Source organism: Larkinella ripae, assembly GCF_054780775.1.
In genome coordinates this window covers 456,231-472,125 of sequence record NZ_BAAGVR010000001.1, presented here as the reverse complement: position 1 = coordinate 472,125, position 15,895 = coordinate 456,231, and the positions used below count along the sequence as shown (strand labels likewise).

The following is a 15,895-nucleotide window of genomic DNA, read 5'->3' as shown; positions in this document are numbered from 1 at the left end:
TAATCACTTATTCACTCCTTGAACTAAATGAAAACACCGGTTGCGGCCATTGAGGTGAGCGCCCTGAGCAAGCGGGACACGCTTATTTCCATCCTGATTATTGGCCTGTTGTTCTTTATTTTCGGGTTCGTCACCTGGGTCAACGCCATTCTGATTCCGTATTTCAAAATCGCCTGCGAGCTCACCAATTTTCAGTCGTACCTGGTCACGTTTGCGTTTTACATTTCGTATTTCGTCATGTCGGTGCCCTCGTCCTATCTGCTGAAGCGGACCGGTTTTAAAAAAGGTATGATGGTTGGTTTCTGGGCGATGGCGGTGGGCGCGTTTATTTTCGTACCAGCCGCCCTGACCCGAACCTACGAAATCTTTCTGCTGGGGCTGTTCATGATCGGCGTTGGTCTGGCGGTTTTGCAGACGGCGGCCAATCCGTTCATCACCATTCTGGGGCCGCAGGAACGGGCCGCCCAGCGGATCAGCATCATGGGCATTTGCAACAAAGGCGCCGGGGTGCTGGCACCGATCATTTTTGCCGCCGTGATTCTGCGGGCGACCGACACCGATCTGTTTGCGCAACTGCCGAGCATGTCGGCGGGGGAGCGCAGTGCGGCTCTGGATGCGCTGATCCGGCGGGTCATTACGCCGTATTCGCTGATGGGCGTGGTGCTGATCGGGCTGGGCCTGATGGTGCGGTTTTCGCCCCTGCCCGAAATCGATACCGAACAGGAAACCGCCGAAGTGGCCGCTGCCAACTCCGGCAAAACCACCATTTTTCAGTTCCCGCACCTGATTCTGGGCGCGGTCGCCATTTTTCTGCACGTTGGCAGTCAGGTGATTGCCGTCGATACGGTGATTGGCTACGCCAACTCGATGGGCATCAGTCTGCTGGAAGCCAAGACGTTTCCGGCCTATACGCTGTCGGCCACCATCTGCGGCTATATTCTGGGCATTATCCTCATTCCGAAAACCATCAGCCAGGTGACGGCGCTCCGGTTCTGTACGGTTTTGGGGGCGGTTTTGACTTTGCTGATCATCTACACCAGCGGCCCGGTGACGCTTCTGGGGCATTCCGCCGACCGCTCGATCTGGTTTGTTGTTCTGTTGGGCTTAGCCAATTCGCTGGTCTGGGCGGGCATCTGGCCGCTGGCGCTCGACGGTCTGGGGCGGTTTACGAAACTGGGCGCGGCCATCCTGATCATGGGACTCTGCGGCAACGCCATCCTGCCGCTTTTTTACGGTTATTTCGCGGATTCTTACGGCGTAAAAACCGCCTACTGGGTGCTGCTGCCGTGTTACCTGTACCTGATGTTTTACGCATTCTGGGGGCATAAGGTAAGGCGGTGGGAATTTTAAGTAAATTGATGAGAAAACAGGCTACGAAGGCGATCAGGGTTGGATAGACGTTTCGTAGTGATCAGGCCGGGAAATCGTTATGAAACAGCCGAGACGCAACCGACGAGACTTTATGAAAATGCAACTGCTGGGTGGAATGGGTGCGCTGGCGGCTGCGGGACTGCCACAAGCCGCTGATGGCCAGCCAGCTTCGGCACGGGCCGATGCACTACTGAACCACTACCAAACCTGCCTGGGCGGACCGTTTCCGGCGCCCGTTCCGTTGGAACCGCAGCTGCGGGAAACCCTGCGGAAGGAGGGCTACCGCATCGAATCGGTAACGTACGCCGTCGGGCCGGATGACCGGGTTCCGGCCCTGCTGCTGATTCCGGATGCGGCAACGGCTCAGCGTCCGGCCCCGGCCATTGCGGTCTGGCATCAGCACAACGGCGAATACCACCTGGGCAAGTCCGAACCGGCGGGTCTGGCGGGTAACCCCATGCACCATACCGCCGTGGCGCTGGTGCGCGAAGGCTACGTGGTGCTGTGCCCCGATGCGCTTTGCTTTGAGGAGCGGCAGGACCCGACGGGTAAGCTGAAAAATGGCGACTACGAGCGCTTCGAATTTCTGCGCGAGGTGGTGCGCGGGCGGAGTTTAGCCTGGAAAAACATTCTTGAAATGCGCCGGGCCGTCGATTTTCTTTGTTCCCGGCCCGAGGTACTTGCCGCCCGGATTGGCTGCTACGGCCATTCGATGGGCTCGACGCACACCTGGCTGGTGGGCCCGCTGGAACCCCGGCTGAAGTGCCTCGTTGGCAATTGTTGCCTGCCAACCTACGCGGCCATTGAAGAAACCCACATTTTGCACTGCTTTCCGAATTTTGTGCCCGGCTGGTTGCAATTTGGTGATACCCCCGACATTGCCGCCCTGATTGCGCCCCGCCCGCTGCACCTCAATTTTGGCGAACTCGACAGCGGTTCACCAATTGAATTCGTTCGCCAGGGCGTAATTCGGATTGCCCAGGCTTACGAAAAAGCCGACGCGGTCGGCAATTTTACGTCCTTTATTGAAGCGGGACAGGGCCATGTATTAACCGACGCCATGTGGCAGCGGGTCAAGGCGGTTTTTGCCCGCCATCTTCAGGCGGCTTAGTCGTCCGCCGAATGGGCAAAACCGCCAGGCGTATGGTTGTCTACTTTGCATAATGCGTTAACTTGTGGGCATGAAACACATTCTATTGGGGCTTGCGGTCTGGCTTTCCATCCTAAGCGGGGGCAGCGCCCAGTCGATCAATTCCGCCGGCGGCAAAGGCTTACCCCGCATCGCCATCGCCGGTTTGGGCATCGAATCCAGCACGTTTTCGCCGGCCGTGACGCACGAGCCCGCTTTTCACGCCCGCTACAGCGGTGAGGTGTTCAACGCTTATCCGTTTATGATGGCGGTTTCGCCCCTGCGCAAACAGGCGGTTTGGCTGCCGGCCATCGTCGGTAAATCGCTGCCGGGTGGGGCCGTCACCCGCGAAGCCTACGAATCGCTGGTTAACCAAACGCTGGATACGCTTAAAAAATACGCTCCCTACGATGGCCTGTATTTCGACATCCACGGTGCCATGAGCGTCCACGGACTCGATGATCCGGAGGGCGATTTCATCACCCGGATTCGGAAGGGGATCGGTTATAAAACGCTTATTTCCACCTCGATGGATTTGCACGGCAACGTGTCTCAGCGGTTGGCGCAGAATACCGACCTGATGACGTGTTACCGCCTGGCTCCGCACGAAGATGCCATGCAGACCAAGGAACGGGCGGTGGTCAACCTGCTCGAACGAATTAAAAGCGGGAAAGGAAAACCGGCTTATAAAGCCTGGATTCCCATTCCGATTCTGTTGCCGGGCGAAAAAACCAGCACCCGCATTGAGCCGGGTAAAAGTCTGTATCAGCAGGTGGCGCCCCTTGCTGACGGTCAGGAGGGGATCGTCGATGCCGGAATCTGGATTGGCTATGCCTGGGCCGACGAACCGCGCAACCACGCCGTAGTCATGGTGGTGGGCGATGACAAAGCGAAAGTGACCCGGTCGGCCGAAAAGCTGGCCCGCGCGTTCTGGAACGTCCGTAACCAATTTGATTTCGTTGCCCCGACCGGAACGCTGGAGCAGGCCCTGACCAAAGCATTAGACAGCCAAAAGCATCCGTTTTTCATCAGCGATACGGGCGACAACCCGACCGCCGGGGGCGCGGGTGACGTAACCTGGACCCTCACGCAGATTCTGGCGCGCCCGGAATTTCAGCGGGCCGATGGCCCTTCGCTGATCTATGCGTCCATTCCCGATCCTGAACTGGTGAAAAAGGCCCTGGCGGCTGGCGTCGGCGGGTCGGTAGAGGGCGCAGCCGGAGCGATTGTTGACGCCCGGTTTTCACCGCCGGTTCCGCTTAAAGGCACCGTCGAATCAATCGTCAAAGGCGACAAAAATGCGGAGGTCGAAGTGGTTGTCAAAGTGGGGAGCGTCCGCGTCATTGTTACCCAGAAACGAAAACCGTATCACAAAGAAGTCGATTTTACGCAGTTGGGCCTGAATCCCCGCAAATCCGATGTGGTCGTTGTCAAAATCGGCTACCTGGAACCGGAGCTTTACGCCATGCAGGCCGACTGGATCATGGCGCTGACGCCGGGGGGCGTCGATCAGGATTTGTTTCGCTTGCCGTACAAACGCATCAAGCGGCCCATGTTTCCACTCGATGCCGGAATGAAAACCCCCAACTTATCGGCCCAACTCATCCCCTTATCCGGGCAGTGAAAGGGCTCTGGTGGCCTTAATTTCCGCCGACAAGGGCTTTTCGCACCCTTCCTGATCGGGATGCGGTTTTCCCGGGAAAACCGCATCACTGCTTTTCCAGCTTCTTCAACTCCTGCTGAATGTAGGCTTTCGACAGCCAGTTGGTTCCGATCATCACGCCCTCGATGTTTTGGGTCTGGCTGATGTCTTTCAGCGGGTTGCCGCTCAGCAACACCAGATCCGAGACGTTGCCGGTTTTGATCGTGCCCCAATCCGGTTTGTTGAAGTATTTCGCCACGTTGACCGTGCCCGTCCGCAGCGTTTCGTAGGGCGTCAGGCCCGCGCCGACGAGGTAGCGCATTTCGTGGTGAATCGAAAAACCGGGTACGTTGAACACCTGGGGCGCATCAGAACCCAGCAAGATATCGACGCCATTTTTCTGGCATTCATACAGGATTTTCCGGCGCATCTGGATGTATTTCTCGGCTTTTTCCTTCGAAAAATTCGGGTTGTTGTTGTAATTGTTTTTGGTGTTTGTCCAGTTCTGCACGTCCTGCGCTTTCATGTATTTCATCTCGGGCGCTTTCGAAAATTCGTCCGCCGGAAGGGGCGACAGCCAGCGTTCCGCCAGCGCTTCGGTCGGCACCACCCGGATGTTTTTTTCACGCAGGCCGTTCACCAGCTTCGGAATGCGCGCCGGATCCGCCCGGTAGCCAATCCAGGAGCCAAACAAACCGGTTTCCTGCTCCACGAGCGTGTCCGAACCCGGCGTAATGGCTTCCATGAAACTGTCCAGGTGGTCGATGGACGAGTAACCGGCATCAATCGCCATCCAGGTCCCGACATTGAACGAAACGTGTCCGACAAACGGAATACCGACTTCCCTGGCGGTTTTGGCGATGGCCGGGAAGGTTTCTTTGGTCAATCCGGGATGAAGTTTCAGAAAATCATAGCCAGCGGCTTTCTGCTCCCGCACCATTTTGGCCCCCTGCTCGGCCGACTTGACGGTTTGCCCGCTGAACGACGGGCCAGTCGCGTAAAAATGCGGCCCCAGAATTTCCCCGCTGTTGATTTTACTGCGCAGTTCGAGGTGCTTGGGGTGGCCGAGCATCCCGCGTATGGTCGTAATGCCGTTCGCCAGATACAGAATCAATACTTCTTTCATCGGCTCTATGTCGTCGATGGGCGGTACGTGGGCGTGAATTTCGGCCCAGCCGGGCGTCAGGTATTTGCCTTTCGCGTCGATCACCTGCGCATCGCGGGCGTACTTCACGTTTCCCTCGGGGCCGAGGGCGGTAATCTTTCCATTTTTTACGACAACGGTCTGGTTTTCAAGCACCCGCTCCTGATCCATCGGAATGACATTCACCGATTTGAACACGATTTCCCGCTGGCGGTTGCTGACCAGGTCCTGGGCAAAAACCGCCTGTGCCAGCAGCATAATGGCAAGAGTGAATAAACTGCGCATAGTCTTTAGGGATTAGGGTGATTCGGGATCGGGAACCGGTGCACCGAAGGTGCGATGATCTCATCCGCTTTCTGCCGCAAGGTCTTTTAAAAAAACAAAAAAAGGAAGTTTTCTTCCGACGGTTTTCGTGGGCTGGTGGCCGGCTTTTGTGGCAGCAGCGAAAACCAATCTGGTCGGCGGCAACTCCCGGTCAGCCGGAAGCATGGGTTAAAAACCGTAAACGGTAGCCGTTCCGCAAACAGAAACCGCCCTTTGTCTGGCAAAGGGCGGTTTTGGGGTTTGTTCCGAAATGCGGTGCTCGGCGAGCTTAAACTTGCAGGGTCTAGGCGACCCCGTCTTGAAGACCTTGCAGGTCTGATCTTCAATTAATTTAGCCAAGCATTGGCCGCTTTGTTTAATGAGCTGGTTCAAAGGCCGTCGAAACGGTGACTTCTTTCCAGGTTTCCAGGTCGTTCTGAACGGCTTCGATTTTTGCGTAGGCGAGGTCGTACGCATCCTGGCCCAGAAACAGATGCAGGGGCGGATTGGCTTCCGACGCCACCCGAATCAGCGCGGCTACGGCCTTTTCGGGATCGCCCGGCTGGTTGCCGTTGATCTGGTGCTGGTGCGCCTGCTGCGACTCCCGCACCGATTGGTAGGCGTCAATTGGGTTTTTCGGCAGGCCCAGCGAACCGGACGTGAGAAAATCCGTGCGAAAATAACCGGGTTCCACAATGGTGACGTTGATGCCGAACGCTTTCACTTCCGTAGCCAGCGATTCCGAGAAGCCTTCGACGGCGAACTTGGTGGCGCAATAGATGCCGAAACCGGGGAAGTGGCCCGTAAAACCGCCGATCGAGGAAAGGTTGAAAATCTGACCGGATTGCCGGGCGCGCAAATGCGGCAGCGCTTGCCGGATGACGTTCAGCGAGCCGAATACGTTCACCTCAAAATTGACGCGCGCTTCCGCGTCGCTCAACTCCTCAACGCTGCCCAGCAAACCGTATCCGGCGTTGTTGACCACCACATCAATTTGCCCGAAATGACCGACGGTTTGCTCAATCGCGTCGGCAACGCTGGCTTCGGTGGTCAGATCCACCGCCAGGGGCAGAAAATCGTCGGTCGTGATGCCAACCGCCTGACGCAGCTCATCGGCATTCCGGGAGGTTGCCGCCACCCGGTAGCCACCCTGCAACAATTGTTTCACCAGCGAAAGTCCCAGGCCCTTCGAGGCTCCGGTGACAAACCATACTTTTTGCGTGTCCATACTTTTGTCTGTTTTCATGGAAGCAAAAGTAGGGGAGCCGGGCGAGCCCGCTCTTGCGGTTTTCAAACCGATGCTTGCAAAATTCAAACAGCGCGGTAAGCAGAGGGTGTCTGGTGCGTCTGTTTCTTGAAAAAATTATTGAAATGGGCCGGTTCTTCAAAACCGAGGGTGTAGCTGATTTCGGCAATGTTCCAGTTGGTGTGTTTGAGCAACGCCTTGGCTTCGCTGGCCATCCGTTCGGCAATGTGTTCGGTGGTGGTTTTGCCGGTGGTTTCCCGAATCGAGCGGTTCAAATGGTTGACGTGCACCGAAAGCTGGTCGGCAAAATCCCGCGCCGACCGCATTTTAAACCGCTGCGCGGGCGATTCAATCGGAAACTGCCGCTCCAGCAGCTCCGTGAAAACGGCCGTAATCCGGGACTTAGCGTCCGTGTGCTGGTAGAGCGTTTCCGTGGGCTGGGTTTTCAGCGCAAAATGAATCAGCTCCGTGACGTAATTCCGCAGCAGGTCATATTTATACGGATAATCGGAGCCGATTTCAGCCAGCATTTTTTGGAACAACTGGCTCACCTGTTCATCCTGCGCGTCGGTCAGCACGTAAGCGGGCTTACCACCGACCACAAACATCGGCAGTTCGCCTAAACCGCCCCGAATCTTTTCGGTGAAGAAGGCATCCTTGAAAATGCAGAAAAAACCGGCCTGATCGCCGGACAACGGCTCCCAGTTGTAGGGTACCTGCGGGTTGAAGAAAATAAGCGCCGTGCCGTTGACTTCCAGACTTTTATCGGCGTAATGGTAGAGGTTCCGGCCCCGGATCAGCGTGATTTTGTAATAATCCCGGCGGCTGTATTTGATCGGTTCCTTGCCCTGGCCGATGCAGTCTTCCAGCCGGAATACGTTGAAATGCCCAATGTCCTGTTGCAGATTATCGGGCTGCCAGTTGAATTTGATCTGGTAAAGATCTTCGAGTGTTTCGGTCTTTGACATCAGGCAAACTTACAAAATTCAAAGCTTAGGTCTTTCGCTTTAATGCCTTTTATGCCATCGGTTTTGATGAGTTTTCTTTTCAGTAAGGAAAACCGCCCGGTTTACCAATGCGCACCGGACCGAATCGGAACCGAAATCCCGATCAGCGGGAGAGTAGAAATCGGTAAAATGGTTTTTCTTTCACCAACAACCCATTCCTGCTCCCATGCGACTGCTCCGAATCACGCTGTTAACGGTTTTTCTGACTACCGGTTTCCTTCTGCGCGCCCAATCCACCTGGACCGAAACCGCCCCTGGCGTCTGGAAGCTGGCGGTGGGCAAACCGGAAGCCTATAACCTGCTGACGGCCGCCGGGGTTCAACCCAATGTGAGCGCGCTGGCGAAATTGGGGAAAACCGCCTTTCCGCTGCCTAAGGAGGACATTTCCGTGAAGGTGGTGGATGGAAAGACCTACCTGCGGTTTCCGCTCGAACGCGGGGAGCAGCTTTACGGTTTTGGCCTGAATTTTCAGACCGTGCACCAGCGCGGCAAAATTCTGAACCTGCACATGGATCATTACGGCAACCGCGACAATGGCCGCACCCACGCGCCGACGCCGTTTTACGTTTCGTCCAGCGGCTACGGGGTCTTTATCAATTCGGCCCGGTACCTTACCGTATATGCCGGGTCGGCGGCCCGGTTGGAAAGCAAAAATCCGCCCGTCGCGCAGGATCGGAATACCGACAAAACCTGGTCGGCAAGCCCGTATTCCGACGCGGTGGAGGTGCTGGTTCCGGCGGAAGGCGTTGAAATTTACGTGTTTGGCGGCCCAAAACCGATGGAAGCCGTCCGGCGCTTTAACCTGTTCAACGGCGGAGGGTGTTTGCCCCCGCGCTGGGGCCTTGGTTTTACGCAGCGGGTCCACCGGCTCTACACGGCGGACAGCGTCCGCAAAGAAGCCGCCGAGTTCGAAGCCCGCAACTACCCGCTGGATTTCATTGGCCTGGAACCCGGCTGGCAGTCCAAATCCTATCCCTGCACGTTCGAGTGGGACAAAACCCGGTTTCCCGATCCGGCCGGTTTTGTGAACGATATGCGCACCAAAAACATCCGCATCAACCTCTGGACCAATCCGTACGTTTCGCCCGATGCCTCGATTTACGCCCAGATCAAACCTTTCGCGGGCTCGCACACGGTTTGGGTGGGTGCGGTGCCGGACCTGACCATTCCGCAGGCGCGGGACATTTACTGGCGGCAATTTGACAAAGACCACGTCGGCATTGGCGTCAGCGGTTACAAAATTGACGAGGTTGATGGCTATGATTCGTGGCTGTGGCCCGATGTGGCGACGTTTCCGTCGGGCACCAGCGCCGAGCAGATGCGGCAGACGTACGGTTTGCTGGTGCAGAAGCAAAGCACGGAGCTGTACCACCAGCGCAACTCGCGGACCTACGGTTTGGTGCGGGCGTCGAACGCGGGTGGTTCATCGTTTCCGTACGTGATCTACAACGACAATTACAGCCACCAGGATTTTATTACGGGATTGATTAACAGCGGTTTTGCCGGAGTTTTGTGGACACCGGAAGTGCGGGCGTCAAAAACCGGGGAGGAATGGCTGCGCCGGTTTCAGTCGGTTTGTTTTTCGCCGATGGCAATGATCAACGCCTGGGCCGACGGCACCAAACCGTGGTCGTTTCCCGACGTGGCCGAACCGGTGAAAGCCGTGGCCCAGCTTCGGATGCAGATGATGCCGTACTGGTACACCGCGTTTGCCAACTACCATTTTGACGGCACCCCCCCGTTCCGGGCGCTGAATCTGGAAGACGGTTTTGTGGAGAGGGTGGAAAAGCAAACCGCCGTGACGAACCTGGGCGAGAATCCGTACCTGGAAGCCATCACGAAAGAAATCAAGGATCAGTACATGGCGGGCGATCAGTTGCTCGTCGCGCCAATGTTTACCGGTCAATCGTCGCGGCAAGTCATTCTGCCGAAAGGCAAGTGGTATGATTTTTACACGGGGCGGTTTGTCGGTGAGGGTGAGGTGATTACGGTAAGGCCGGGGCTGGACCGGATTCCGGTTTTTGTAAAAGATGGCGGCATTATTCCGCTGATGCCTCCGCTTTTGCACGCGCCTAAACCGGGCCAGAAAGTTGATCTGGAAATCCGGCATTACGGGGAGAAACCGGCCCAGTACCGGCTTTACGACGACGATGGCGAAACCTTCGATTACGAAAAAGGCGAGTTTAGCTGGCGGCTGATTCAGGTTGAAAAGCAAAAAAACGGTCGCCTGAAAGGCCGGATTTCGGCGGCTGAAAAAGGCAAACCGGACACAGTCGGGAAGGTGACGTGGCGGTTTATGACGGACTGAGGCAGAAGGACCGTTGGCTGGTCTTTCTACAGCTTAAGGGTGGAGTCGATCTTTATTTCGTCAATAAAATAAGGGTCGTGCGAAATCACCAGCACTGAACCGGCAAAATCTCTCACGGCATTCGTCAGCACTTCCTGACTTTGAAGATCCAGATTATTGGTCGGTTCATCCAGAATCAACAAATCGGGGGCGTTCGTACCAATCGCCAGACAGCAAAGCGTCAATTTCATCTTTTCTCCTCCGCTCAGACTGGCGCTTTTCCGGTCCCAGAGCTCGCGGGGAAATTGATAATAATGCAGCAGCATCTTCAGTTCGTGTTCCAGCAGTTGGCGCGTGTTGAACTTCTGAACCTGCTCAAAAACAGAAAGCTGGCCGTCCAGGATCGTGTATTCCTGATCGATGTATACCGCGCGGAAGTCGGCGCTGAAAATACGCCCCGCCGATGGCTGTAACCGCCCGGTCAGGAGGCCAAGCAGGGTTGTTTTGCCGGAGCCATTGTTCCCCTGGACCCGGATGCGGTCGCCGGAACGGACCTGAAAACTCAGCGGAACCGGCCAGAGGGCGTGGTCGCCATACGTGAAATTGATCGCCTGAGCCTCCAACAGAATCTTTCCGGTGTGAATACCGGATTTTTGCAGGTCTATTTTCAAAACCTGATAGGCCTGGAGCTGGGTTCTGATGTGTTTCAGCGTATCGGCCAGCTCATGAATCTTCTCACTCTGAACGTCCTTCTGTTTCGCGGTGCTTAGCTCGGCCTGGTTTTTTCGACCACCGGCGATGATCCGGGGCAGCGCCTGCTTCTGACCCTGGGCCTTTCCCCGAACTTCCTTTTTCTGGCGCTGTTCCACCAGCTCCCGGGCTTTTTGCTGGGCCTGTTTCAGGCTTTTTTCGCGCTCGTCGGCCTGCGATTGCAGCGCATTCCGCTTTTCTTCTTTCTGCTCTTTGTAAAAATCATAGTTGCCGCCAAACAGCTCCGCACCGGTTTTGGTCAGTTCCAGCGTGGTGTCCAGCAGGTTTAACAGGGACCGGTCGTGGCTGACCATCAAAACCGTTCCTTTATTTTTTCTGATAAAACCGGCCAGCCGTTCCCGGCTTTCCGCATCCAGATGGTTAGACGGTTCGTCCAGCAGAATGATGCCGGGCGAATGGATGAGGATGCCGGCCAGAAAAACCTTGGTTTTCTCCCCACCGCTCAACAATTGCAGGGGCTGCGCCAGATCGACCGGCTGCAAATGCCAATAGGCAAGAGCTGCCTGAACGCGCTCCTCAATCTCCCAGTCTTCATTCAGGTTGGTGAAATGAGCCGCAGCCGCATCGCCCTCCAGAATGGCGTGCAAAGCCTTGATTTTCTGTTCAATGCCCAATACCTGAGCAACGGAGCGGGCATCGTATTGACCCAGATGCTGAGGAACGTAATACGGTTTTTCGGGCAGGATAATTTCGCCGGTTGTGGGGGCCAGCCGACCGGCAATGATCTGCAATAGGGTGGATTTTCCGGTGCCGTTATGACCGACCAGGGCGGCCTTTTCGCCCGTAGCGATCGAAAACGTTAGATTTTGAAACAGGGTTTCCCGATCCGGATGCCGGTAGGAAAGGGAGTTTACAACAATACTCATATTGGAATGGCTGGAAGGTGTAACAAACAGAAGGGACGCGACTTGTTGAACAAGCCTGCGCAGGTGGAACCGCATACCGGTGGTGGTCACGGCACAGTGGGAGCAAGGGCTGCCCGTTTCGGAAAGTAAGATTACATGATGGCGACGTACTGATCAAGACATCGGAAGGTGATGCACTTGGTGAGTTGACAAGGATACTGTCAGAATGGTCCGTTGGGCCGGAACGCGCGATGGCGGGCAACCATCGTTTTACTTAGCTCTCACATGGAGTATAGGGGGCGGTTTTAACGGCATAAAGATAACGGGATTCGTTGAGAATTTCCCAAAACCGGTTCAAAAACCTCAATCGGCCAACTACAAAGGCATTAAAAAGGTCTGTGAAAACACAGACCCGGTTTTTGTAAGTGCCTACGAATCAATACATTTCCATCTCCGGCTGCACATCGCGCGCCCAGCTGTTGATGCCCCCCTGCAGGTTCATGAGGTTGGTGAGCCCAAATTCTTTCTGGAGGTAATCGACTACGTACTGGCTGCGAATGCCGTGGTGACAGTAGACCACCACGGGCCGGTCGGTCGGGATGCGTTTGACATTGTTGGCGATGATGTTGACCGGAATCAAAACCGCATTGTCGAGGTGGCAGATGTTGTATTCGGGCCGTTCGCGGACGTCAAGCAGGAACACATCCTCGTCGTTCGCCAGTCGCCCGGCCAGCTCCTGGGCCGTAATGCTCTGGCGAATGTCGGTTTTGACCGGCACCCGCTGGCCTTCTTCCCAGCCGTTCTGGGCGGCTGTTTCGGCATCGAGCCGCCGACGCACCCGGATTTTCTGAAACGACATCGCCAGCAAATCGATCATCAGCAATTCTTCGTTGAGCGGCTGCCCGATCCCGGTAATCAATTTGATGACTTCGGTGGCCTGGTAGGTGCCAATAACGCCCGGTAGAACGCCGATGACGCCGGTTTCGGCGCAGTTCGGAATCTCCATCTGGTTCGGAAACTCCGGGAACAGACAGCGGTAGGTCGGTCCGCGCCGGATTTCTTCGGGCTGGAGTTCGGAAGCTGCCAGCCGGGCGTTCAACACGGCCACCTGACCTTCAAACCGGTGGATGGCTCCGTAGACGAACGGTTTTTCCTGCATGACGCAAACGTCGTTGACCAGGTACCGGACCGTGAAATTATCGGTGCAATCGACCACCAGATCATACTCCTCGATCAGCGTGCGTGCGTTCGACCGGTCAAGGGCGTAGGCGTAAGAATTGAAACTGATTTCCGGGTTGATTTTTTTGAGTGAATTTACGGCTATCGTGGCCTTCGGTTTTCCGACCTGTTCCGTAGTATAAAGTACCTGCCGTTGCAGATTACTCACATCGACGGTATCCGGATCAATTACCCCAATTGTGCCGACGCCGGCTGCGGTCAGGTACAGCAAAACCGGGCAGCCCAATCCCCCTGCGCCCACCACCAGGACACGCGCCTGTTTCAGTTTCAGTTGGCCTTCAACGCCGATTTCCGGCAGGTTCAGGTGTTTTTCGTAGCGGGCGTATTCGGCGGGTCGGAGCATAACGGGCTTTGTTGTTGAAATACTGCACTACATTTTAAACGAAAAAGCGATCCAAAATACATTTCCGCAGCGATTTTTATTTTACGTCCGGCACTGAGTAGAAATCCAGGGACCGAACTTGGAAACCTGCTCTGCTATTTTAACTTTGGTACTCAAATCATTAGCTTTTCGTCATGAAACAAAAATTCGGATTTACGATTCTAACGCTCCTGCTTGGGATCGCCATCAGCAGTTTCTCAACCCGGCTGGCCACCATCAGCCAGATGACAACAGAATGGCAGCGCGCCAAAGAGTACACGAAAGAATACCTGGATGCCATGCCGGAGGACGGGGTCAATTACAAGCCGACGCCCGAAATCCGGAGTTTTGCCGAACAGATGCTGCACCTGGCCAATGCCAACTACAATTTTGCTGCGGGTGCCACCGGCAAAGCCAACCCGATGCAGGGCAAAAAAATGGAGACGATGGAGGAATTCAAGACAAAAGCGGCCCTGACGAAAGCTGTCCTGGATAGCTACGATTTTGTGCTGGAATCCATCAAGGGGTTGAGCGACGCACAACTGGCCGAAAACGTGAAGATGGGGCCGCGCGAGCTATCCCGCGAAACCGTGTTTGCCAAAGCCTTCGAGCACCAGACGCACCACCGGGGCCAAACCACGATTTACATCCGGATGAAAGGCGTTAAACCGCCGAATGAGAAACTGTTTTAAGGAATGATGAATGATAAACGAGGAACGATGAATGGGCTGCCACATTTCATTCATCGTTCATCATTCATCATTATTTTTTTGCTACTGCAATTTGCAACTCGTTCAGTTGCGCCTGGGCAATGGTGGAGGGAGAATCGATCATGACGTCGCGGCCCGAATTGTTTTTCGGGAACGCAATAAAGTCGCGGATCGAGTCGGCCCCGCCGAAGATCGAACACAGCCGGTCGAAACCGAAGGCAATCCCGCCGTGGGGTGGTGCGCCAAACTCGAAGGCATCCAGCAAAAAGCCGAACTGCGCCTTGGCTTCGTCGGGCGTAAAGCCCAGAAAATCAAACATCCTGGACTGCAATTCCCGCTGGAAAATCCGGATGGAACCGCCCCCCACTTCGGTGCCGTTGATGACCATATCGTAGGCATTGGCCCGCACATTGCCTGGATCGGTTTCCAGCAGGGCAATGTCTTCCGGTTTCGGTGACGTAAACGGGTGGTGCATCGCAAACCAGCGGTTTTCTTCTTCGCCCCATTCGAGCAGCGGAAAATCCAGCACCCACAACGCACTGAACTGGTTCGGGTCGCGCAGACCCAGCCGCGAGCCCATTTCAAGCCGCAACTCGTTCAGCTGTTTCCGGGCTTTGGGGGCTTCACCGGCCATAATCAGCAGCAAGTCACCCGGTTCGGCCTGAAACTGAACTACCCAGTGTTTCAGATCGTCTTCCGAATAAAATTTATCGACCGATGATTTAATCGTTCCATCGGTATTGTAACGCACGTAAATCAGACCCTTGGCGCCGATTTGCGGCCGTTTAACGTACTCGGTCAGTTCGTCGATCTGCTTGCGGGTGTAGTCGGCGCACCCTTTGGCGTTGATGCCAATGACCAGCTCCGCCGAGTCGAACACGACAAAATTCTTGCCCGAGGTCAGATCGACCGTATCGAAAAGGCCCTTCAGTTCGACAAACTCCATGCCGAAGCGCGTATCCGGTTTGTCGGAACCGTACAGCCGCATCGCATCGGCGTAGGTCATCCGGGGCACTTCGGCCAGGTCGATGCCTTTGACGGTTTTGAACAGGTGCCGCACCAGTCCTTCAAACATTTGCAGAATGTCTTCCTGCTCGATGAACGACATTTCACAGTCGATCTGCGTAAACTCCGGCTGGCGGTCGGCGCGCAGGTCTTCATCGCGGAAGCACTTGACAATCTGGTAATAACGGTCAAAACCGGAGACCATCAGCAGTTGCTTGAACGTCTGCGGAGACTGCGGCAGGGCGTAAAACTCGCCGGGATTCATGCGGCTCGGCACCACAAAATCGCGGGCGCCCTCCGGCGTCGATTTGATCAAAACCGGCGTTTCGACTTCGATAAACTGCTGGCCGTCCATGTAAATCCTGGTCTGCTGCGCCATTTTGTGCCGCAGTTCGAGGTTCTTCCGAACCGAATTCCGGCGCAAATCGAGGTAGCGGTATTTCATCCGCAGGTCGTCCCCGCCGTCCGTTTCGTCTTCGATCAGAAACGGGGGCAGTTTGGCCGGATTCAGGATTTCCAGGGCTTCCAGCCGGACTTCCACATCACCCGTTGGCAAATTGGGATTTTTGGATTTGCGCTCGATCACTTCGCCCGACGCTTTCACCACAAACTCGCGCCCCAGCGAACGGGCCGTTTCCAGGATGGTCGGGTCGGTTTTTCCTTCTTCCAGCAGCAGTTGGGTCAGGCCGTAGCGGTCGCGCAAATCGATCCAGACCAAACCGCCTTTGTCGCGGATGCGCTGCACCCAGCCGCAGAGGACAACTTGTGTAGTAACGTGTTCGATGCGAATTTCTCCGCAGCTGTGAGTCCGAAGCATACTCTTCAAATAGGTTCA

Annotated in this window: 11 protein-coding genes; 5 read left to right on the top strand and 6 right to left on the bottom strand. The window is 55.7% G+C overall.

Annotation, left to right across the window (positions count from 1 at the left end):
* Positions 1-27: 27 nt before the first annotated feature.
* The 3 genes from ACYVHX_RS02075 to ACYVHX_RS02065 all read left to right on the top strand — a co-directional run bounded on the left by ACYVHX_RS02075 (position 28) and on the right by ACYVHX_RS02065 (position 4,124).
* Positions 28-1,350 carry a sugar MFS transporter gene (locus ACYVHX_RS02075; RefSeq protein WP_460669930.1) on the top strand — a complete coding sequence of 441 codons (1,323 nt, stop codon included), beginning with the start codon at positions 28-30 and terminating at the stop codon, positions 1,348-1,350.
* A 112-nt stretch (positions 1,351-1,462) separates the two neighbouring features.
* On the top strand, positions 1,463-2,482 hold the full coding sequence (locus tag ACYVHX_RS02070; protein ID WP_460669929.1) for a dienelactone hydrolase family protein: 1,020 nt from the start codon (positions 1,463-1,465) through the stop codon (positions 2,480-2,482).
* Between the two features lie 70 nt (positions 2,483-2,552).
* On the top strand, positions 2,553-4,124 hold the full coding sequence (locus tag ACYVHX_RS02065; protein WP_460669928.1) for a M81 family metallopeptidase: 1,572 nt from the start codon (positions 2,553-2,555) through the stop codon (positions 4,122-4,124).
* An 85-nt stretch (positions 4,125-4,209) separates the two neighbouring features.
* On the opposite strand, the gene ACYVHX_RS02060 is transcribed toward ACYVHX_RS02065, so the two are convergent.
* The 3 genes from ACYVHX_RS02060 to ACYVHX_RS02050 form a co-directional block, all read right to left on the bottom strand.
* Positions 4,210-5,571: an amidohydrolase family protein gene (locus tag ACYVHX_RS02060; protein WP_460669927.1), complete on the bottom strand. Its 1,362-nt coding sequence runs from the start codon at positions 5,569-5,571 to the stop codon at positions 4,210-4,212.
* Positions 5,572-5,965: 394 nt separating this feature from the next.
* Positions 5,966-6,817 (bottom strand): oxidoreductase, encoded by an 852-nt coding sequence (locus tag ACYVHX_RS02055; RefSeq protein ID WP_460670410.1) that lies wholly within the window; start codon positions 6,815-6,817, stop codon positions 5,966-5,968.
* An 83-nt stretch (positions 6,818-6,900) separates the two neighbouring features.
* The gene (locus tag ACYVHX_RS02050) at positions 6,901-7,803 is read right to left on the bottom strand and encodes a helix-turn-helix domain-containing protein (RefSeq protein ID WP_460669926.1); all 903 of its coding nucleotides are present in this window, start codon (positions 7,801-7,803) and stop codon (positions 6,901-6,903) included.
* Positions 7,804-8,008: 205 nt separating this feature from the next.
* Between ACYVHX_RS02050 and ACYVHX_RS02045 the strand changes: the two genes are divergently transcribed.
* Positions 8,009-10,150 carry a glycoside hydrolase family 31 protein gene (locus ACYVHX_RS02045; RefSeq protein WP_460669925.1) on the top strand — a complete coding sequence of 714 codons (2,142 nt, stop codon included), beginning with the start codon at positions 8,009-8,011 and terminating at the stop codon, positions 10,148-10,150.
* A gap of 26 nt (positions 10,151-10,176) precedes the next feature.
* Here ACYVHX_RS02045 and ACYVHX_RS02040 read toward each other — a convergent pair whose 3' ends face one another.
* Together ACYVHX_RS02040 and moeB are read right to left on the bottom strand one after the other, a co-directional pair.
* Positions 10,177-11,766, bottom strand: a complete 1,590-nt coding sequence (locus ACYVHX_RS02040) for an ABC-F family ATP-binding cassette domain-containing protein (protein WP_460669924.1) — start codon at positions 11,764-11,766, stop codon at positions 10,177-10,179.
* 415 nt (positions 11,767-12,181) lie between these two features.
* Entirely contained in the window at positions 12,182-13,327 is a 1,146-nt protein-coding gene (moeB, locus tag ACYVHX_RS02035; protein WP_460669923.1) for a molybdopterin-synthase adenylyltransferase MoeB, read from the bottom strand.
* A gap of 173 nt (positions 13,328-13,500) precedes the next feature.
* Between moeB and ACYVHX_RS02030 the strand changes: the two genes are divergently transcribed.
* Positions 13,501-14,037: a DinB family protein gene (locus ACYVHX_RS02030; protein ID WP_460669922.1), complete on the top strand. Its 537-nt coding sequence runs from the start codon at positions 13,501-13,503 to the stop codon at positions 14,035-14,037.
* Between the two features lie 70 nt (positions 14,038-14,107).
* On the opposite strand, the gene aspS is transcribed toward ACYVHX_RS02030, so the two are convergent.
* Complete coding sequence (aspS, locus tag ACYVHX_RS02025; RefSeq protein ID WP_460669921.1) at positions 14,108-15,877, bottom strand: aspartate--tRNA ligase; 1,770 nt, start codon at positions 15,875-15,877, stop codon at positions 14,108-14,110.
* Positions 15,878-15,895: the final 18 nt, after the last annotated feature.

Coding starts and splice junctions, on each gene's coding strand:
- ACYVHX_RS02075 (WP_460669930.1), top strand. CDS start 28: ATGAAAACACCGGTTGCGGCCATTGAGGTGAGCGCCCTGAGCAAGCGG.
- ACYVHX_RS02070 (WP_460669929.1), top strand. CDS start 1,463: ATGAAAATGCAACTGCTGGGTGGAATGGGTGCGCTGGCGGCTGCGGGA.
- ACYVHX_RS02065 (WP_460669928.1), top strand. CDS start 2,553: ATGAAACACATTCTATTGGGGCTTGCGGTCTGGCTTTCCATCCTAAGC.
- ACYVHX_RS02060 (WP_460669927.1), bottom strand. CDS start 5,571: ATGCGCAGTTTATTCACTCTTGCCATTATGCTGCTGGCACAGGCGGTT.
- ACYVHX_RS02055 (WP_460670410.1), bottom strand. CDS start 6,817: ATGGACACGCAAAAAGTATGGTTTGTCACCGGAGCCTCGAAGGGCCTG.
- ACYVHX_RS02050 (WP_460669926.1), bottom strand. CDS start 7,803: ATGTCAAAGACCGAAACACTCGAAGATCTTTACCAGATCAAATTCAAC.
- ACYVHX_RS02045 (WP_460669925.1), top strand. CDS start 8,009: ATGCGACTGCTCCGAATCACGCTGTTAACGGTTTTTCTGACTACCGGT.
- ACYVHX_RS02040 (WP_460669924.1), bottom strand. CDS start 11,766: ATGAGTATTGTTGTAAACTCCCTTTCCTACCGGCATCCGGATCGGGAA.
- moeB (WP_460669923.1), bottom strand. CDS start 13,327: ATGCTCCGACCCGCCGAATACGCCCGCTACGAAAAACACCTGAACCTG.
- ACYVHX_RS02030 (WP_460669922.1), top strand. CDS start 13,501: ATGAAACAAAAATTCGGATTTACGATTCTAACGCTCCTGCTTGGGATC.
- aspS (WP_460669921.1), bottom strand. CDS start 15,877: ATGCTTCGGACTCACAGCTGCGGAGAAATTCGCATCGAACACGTTACT.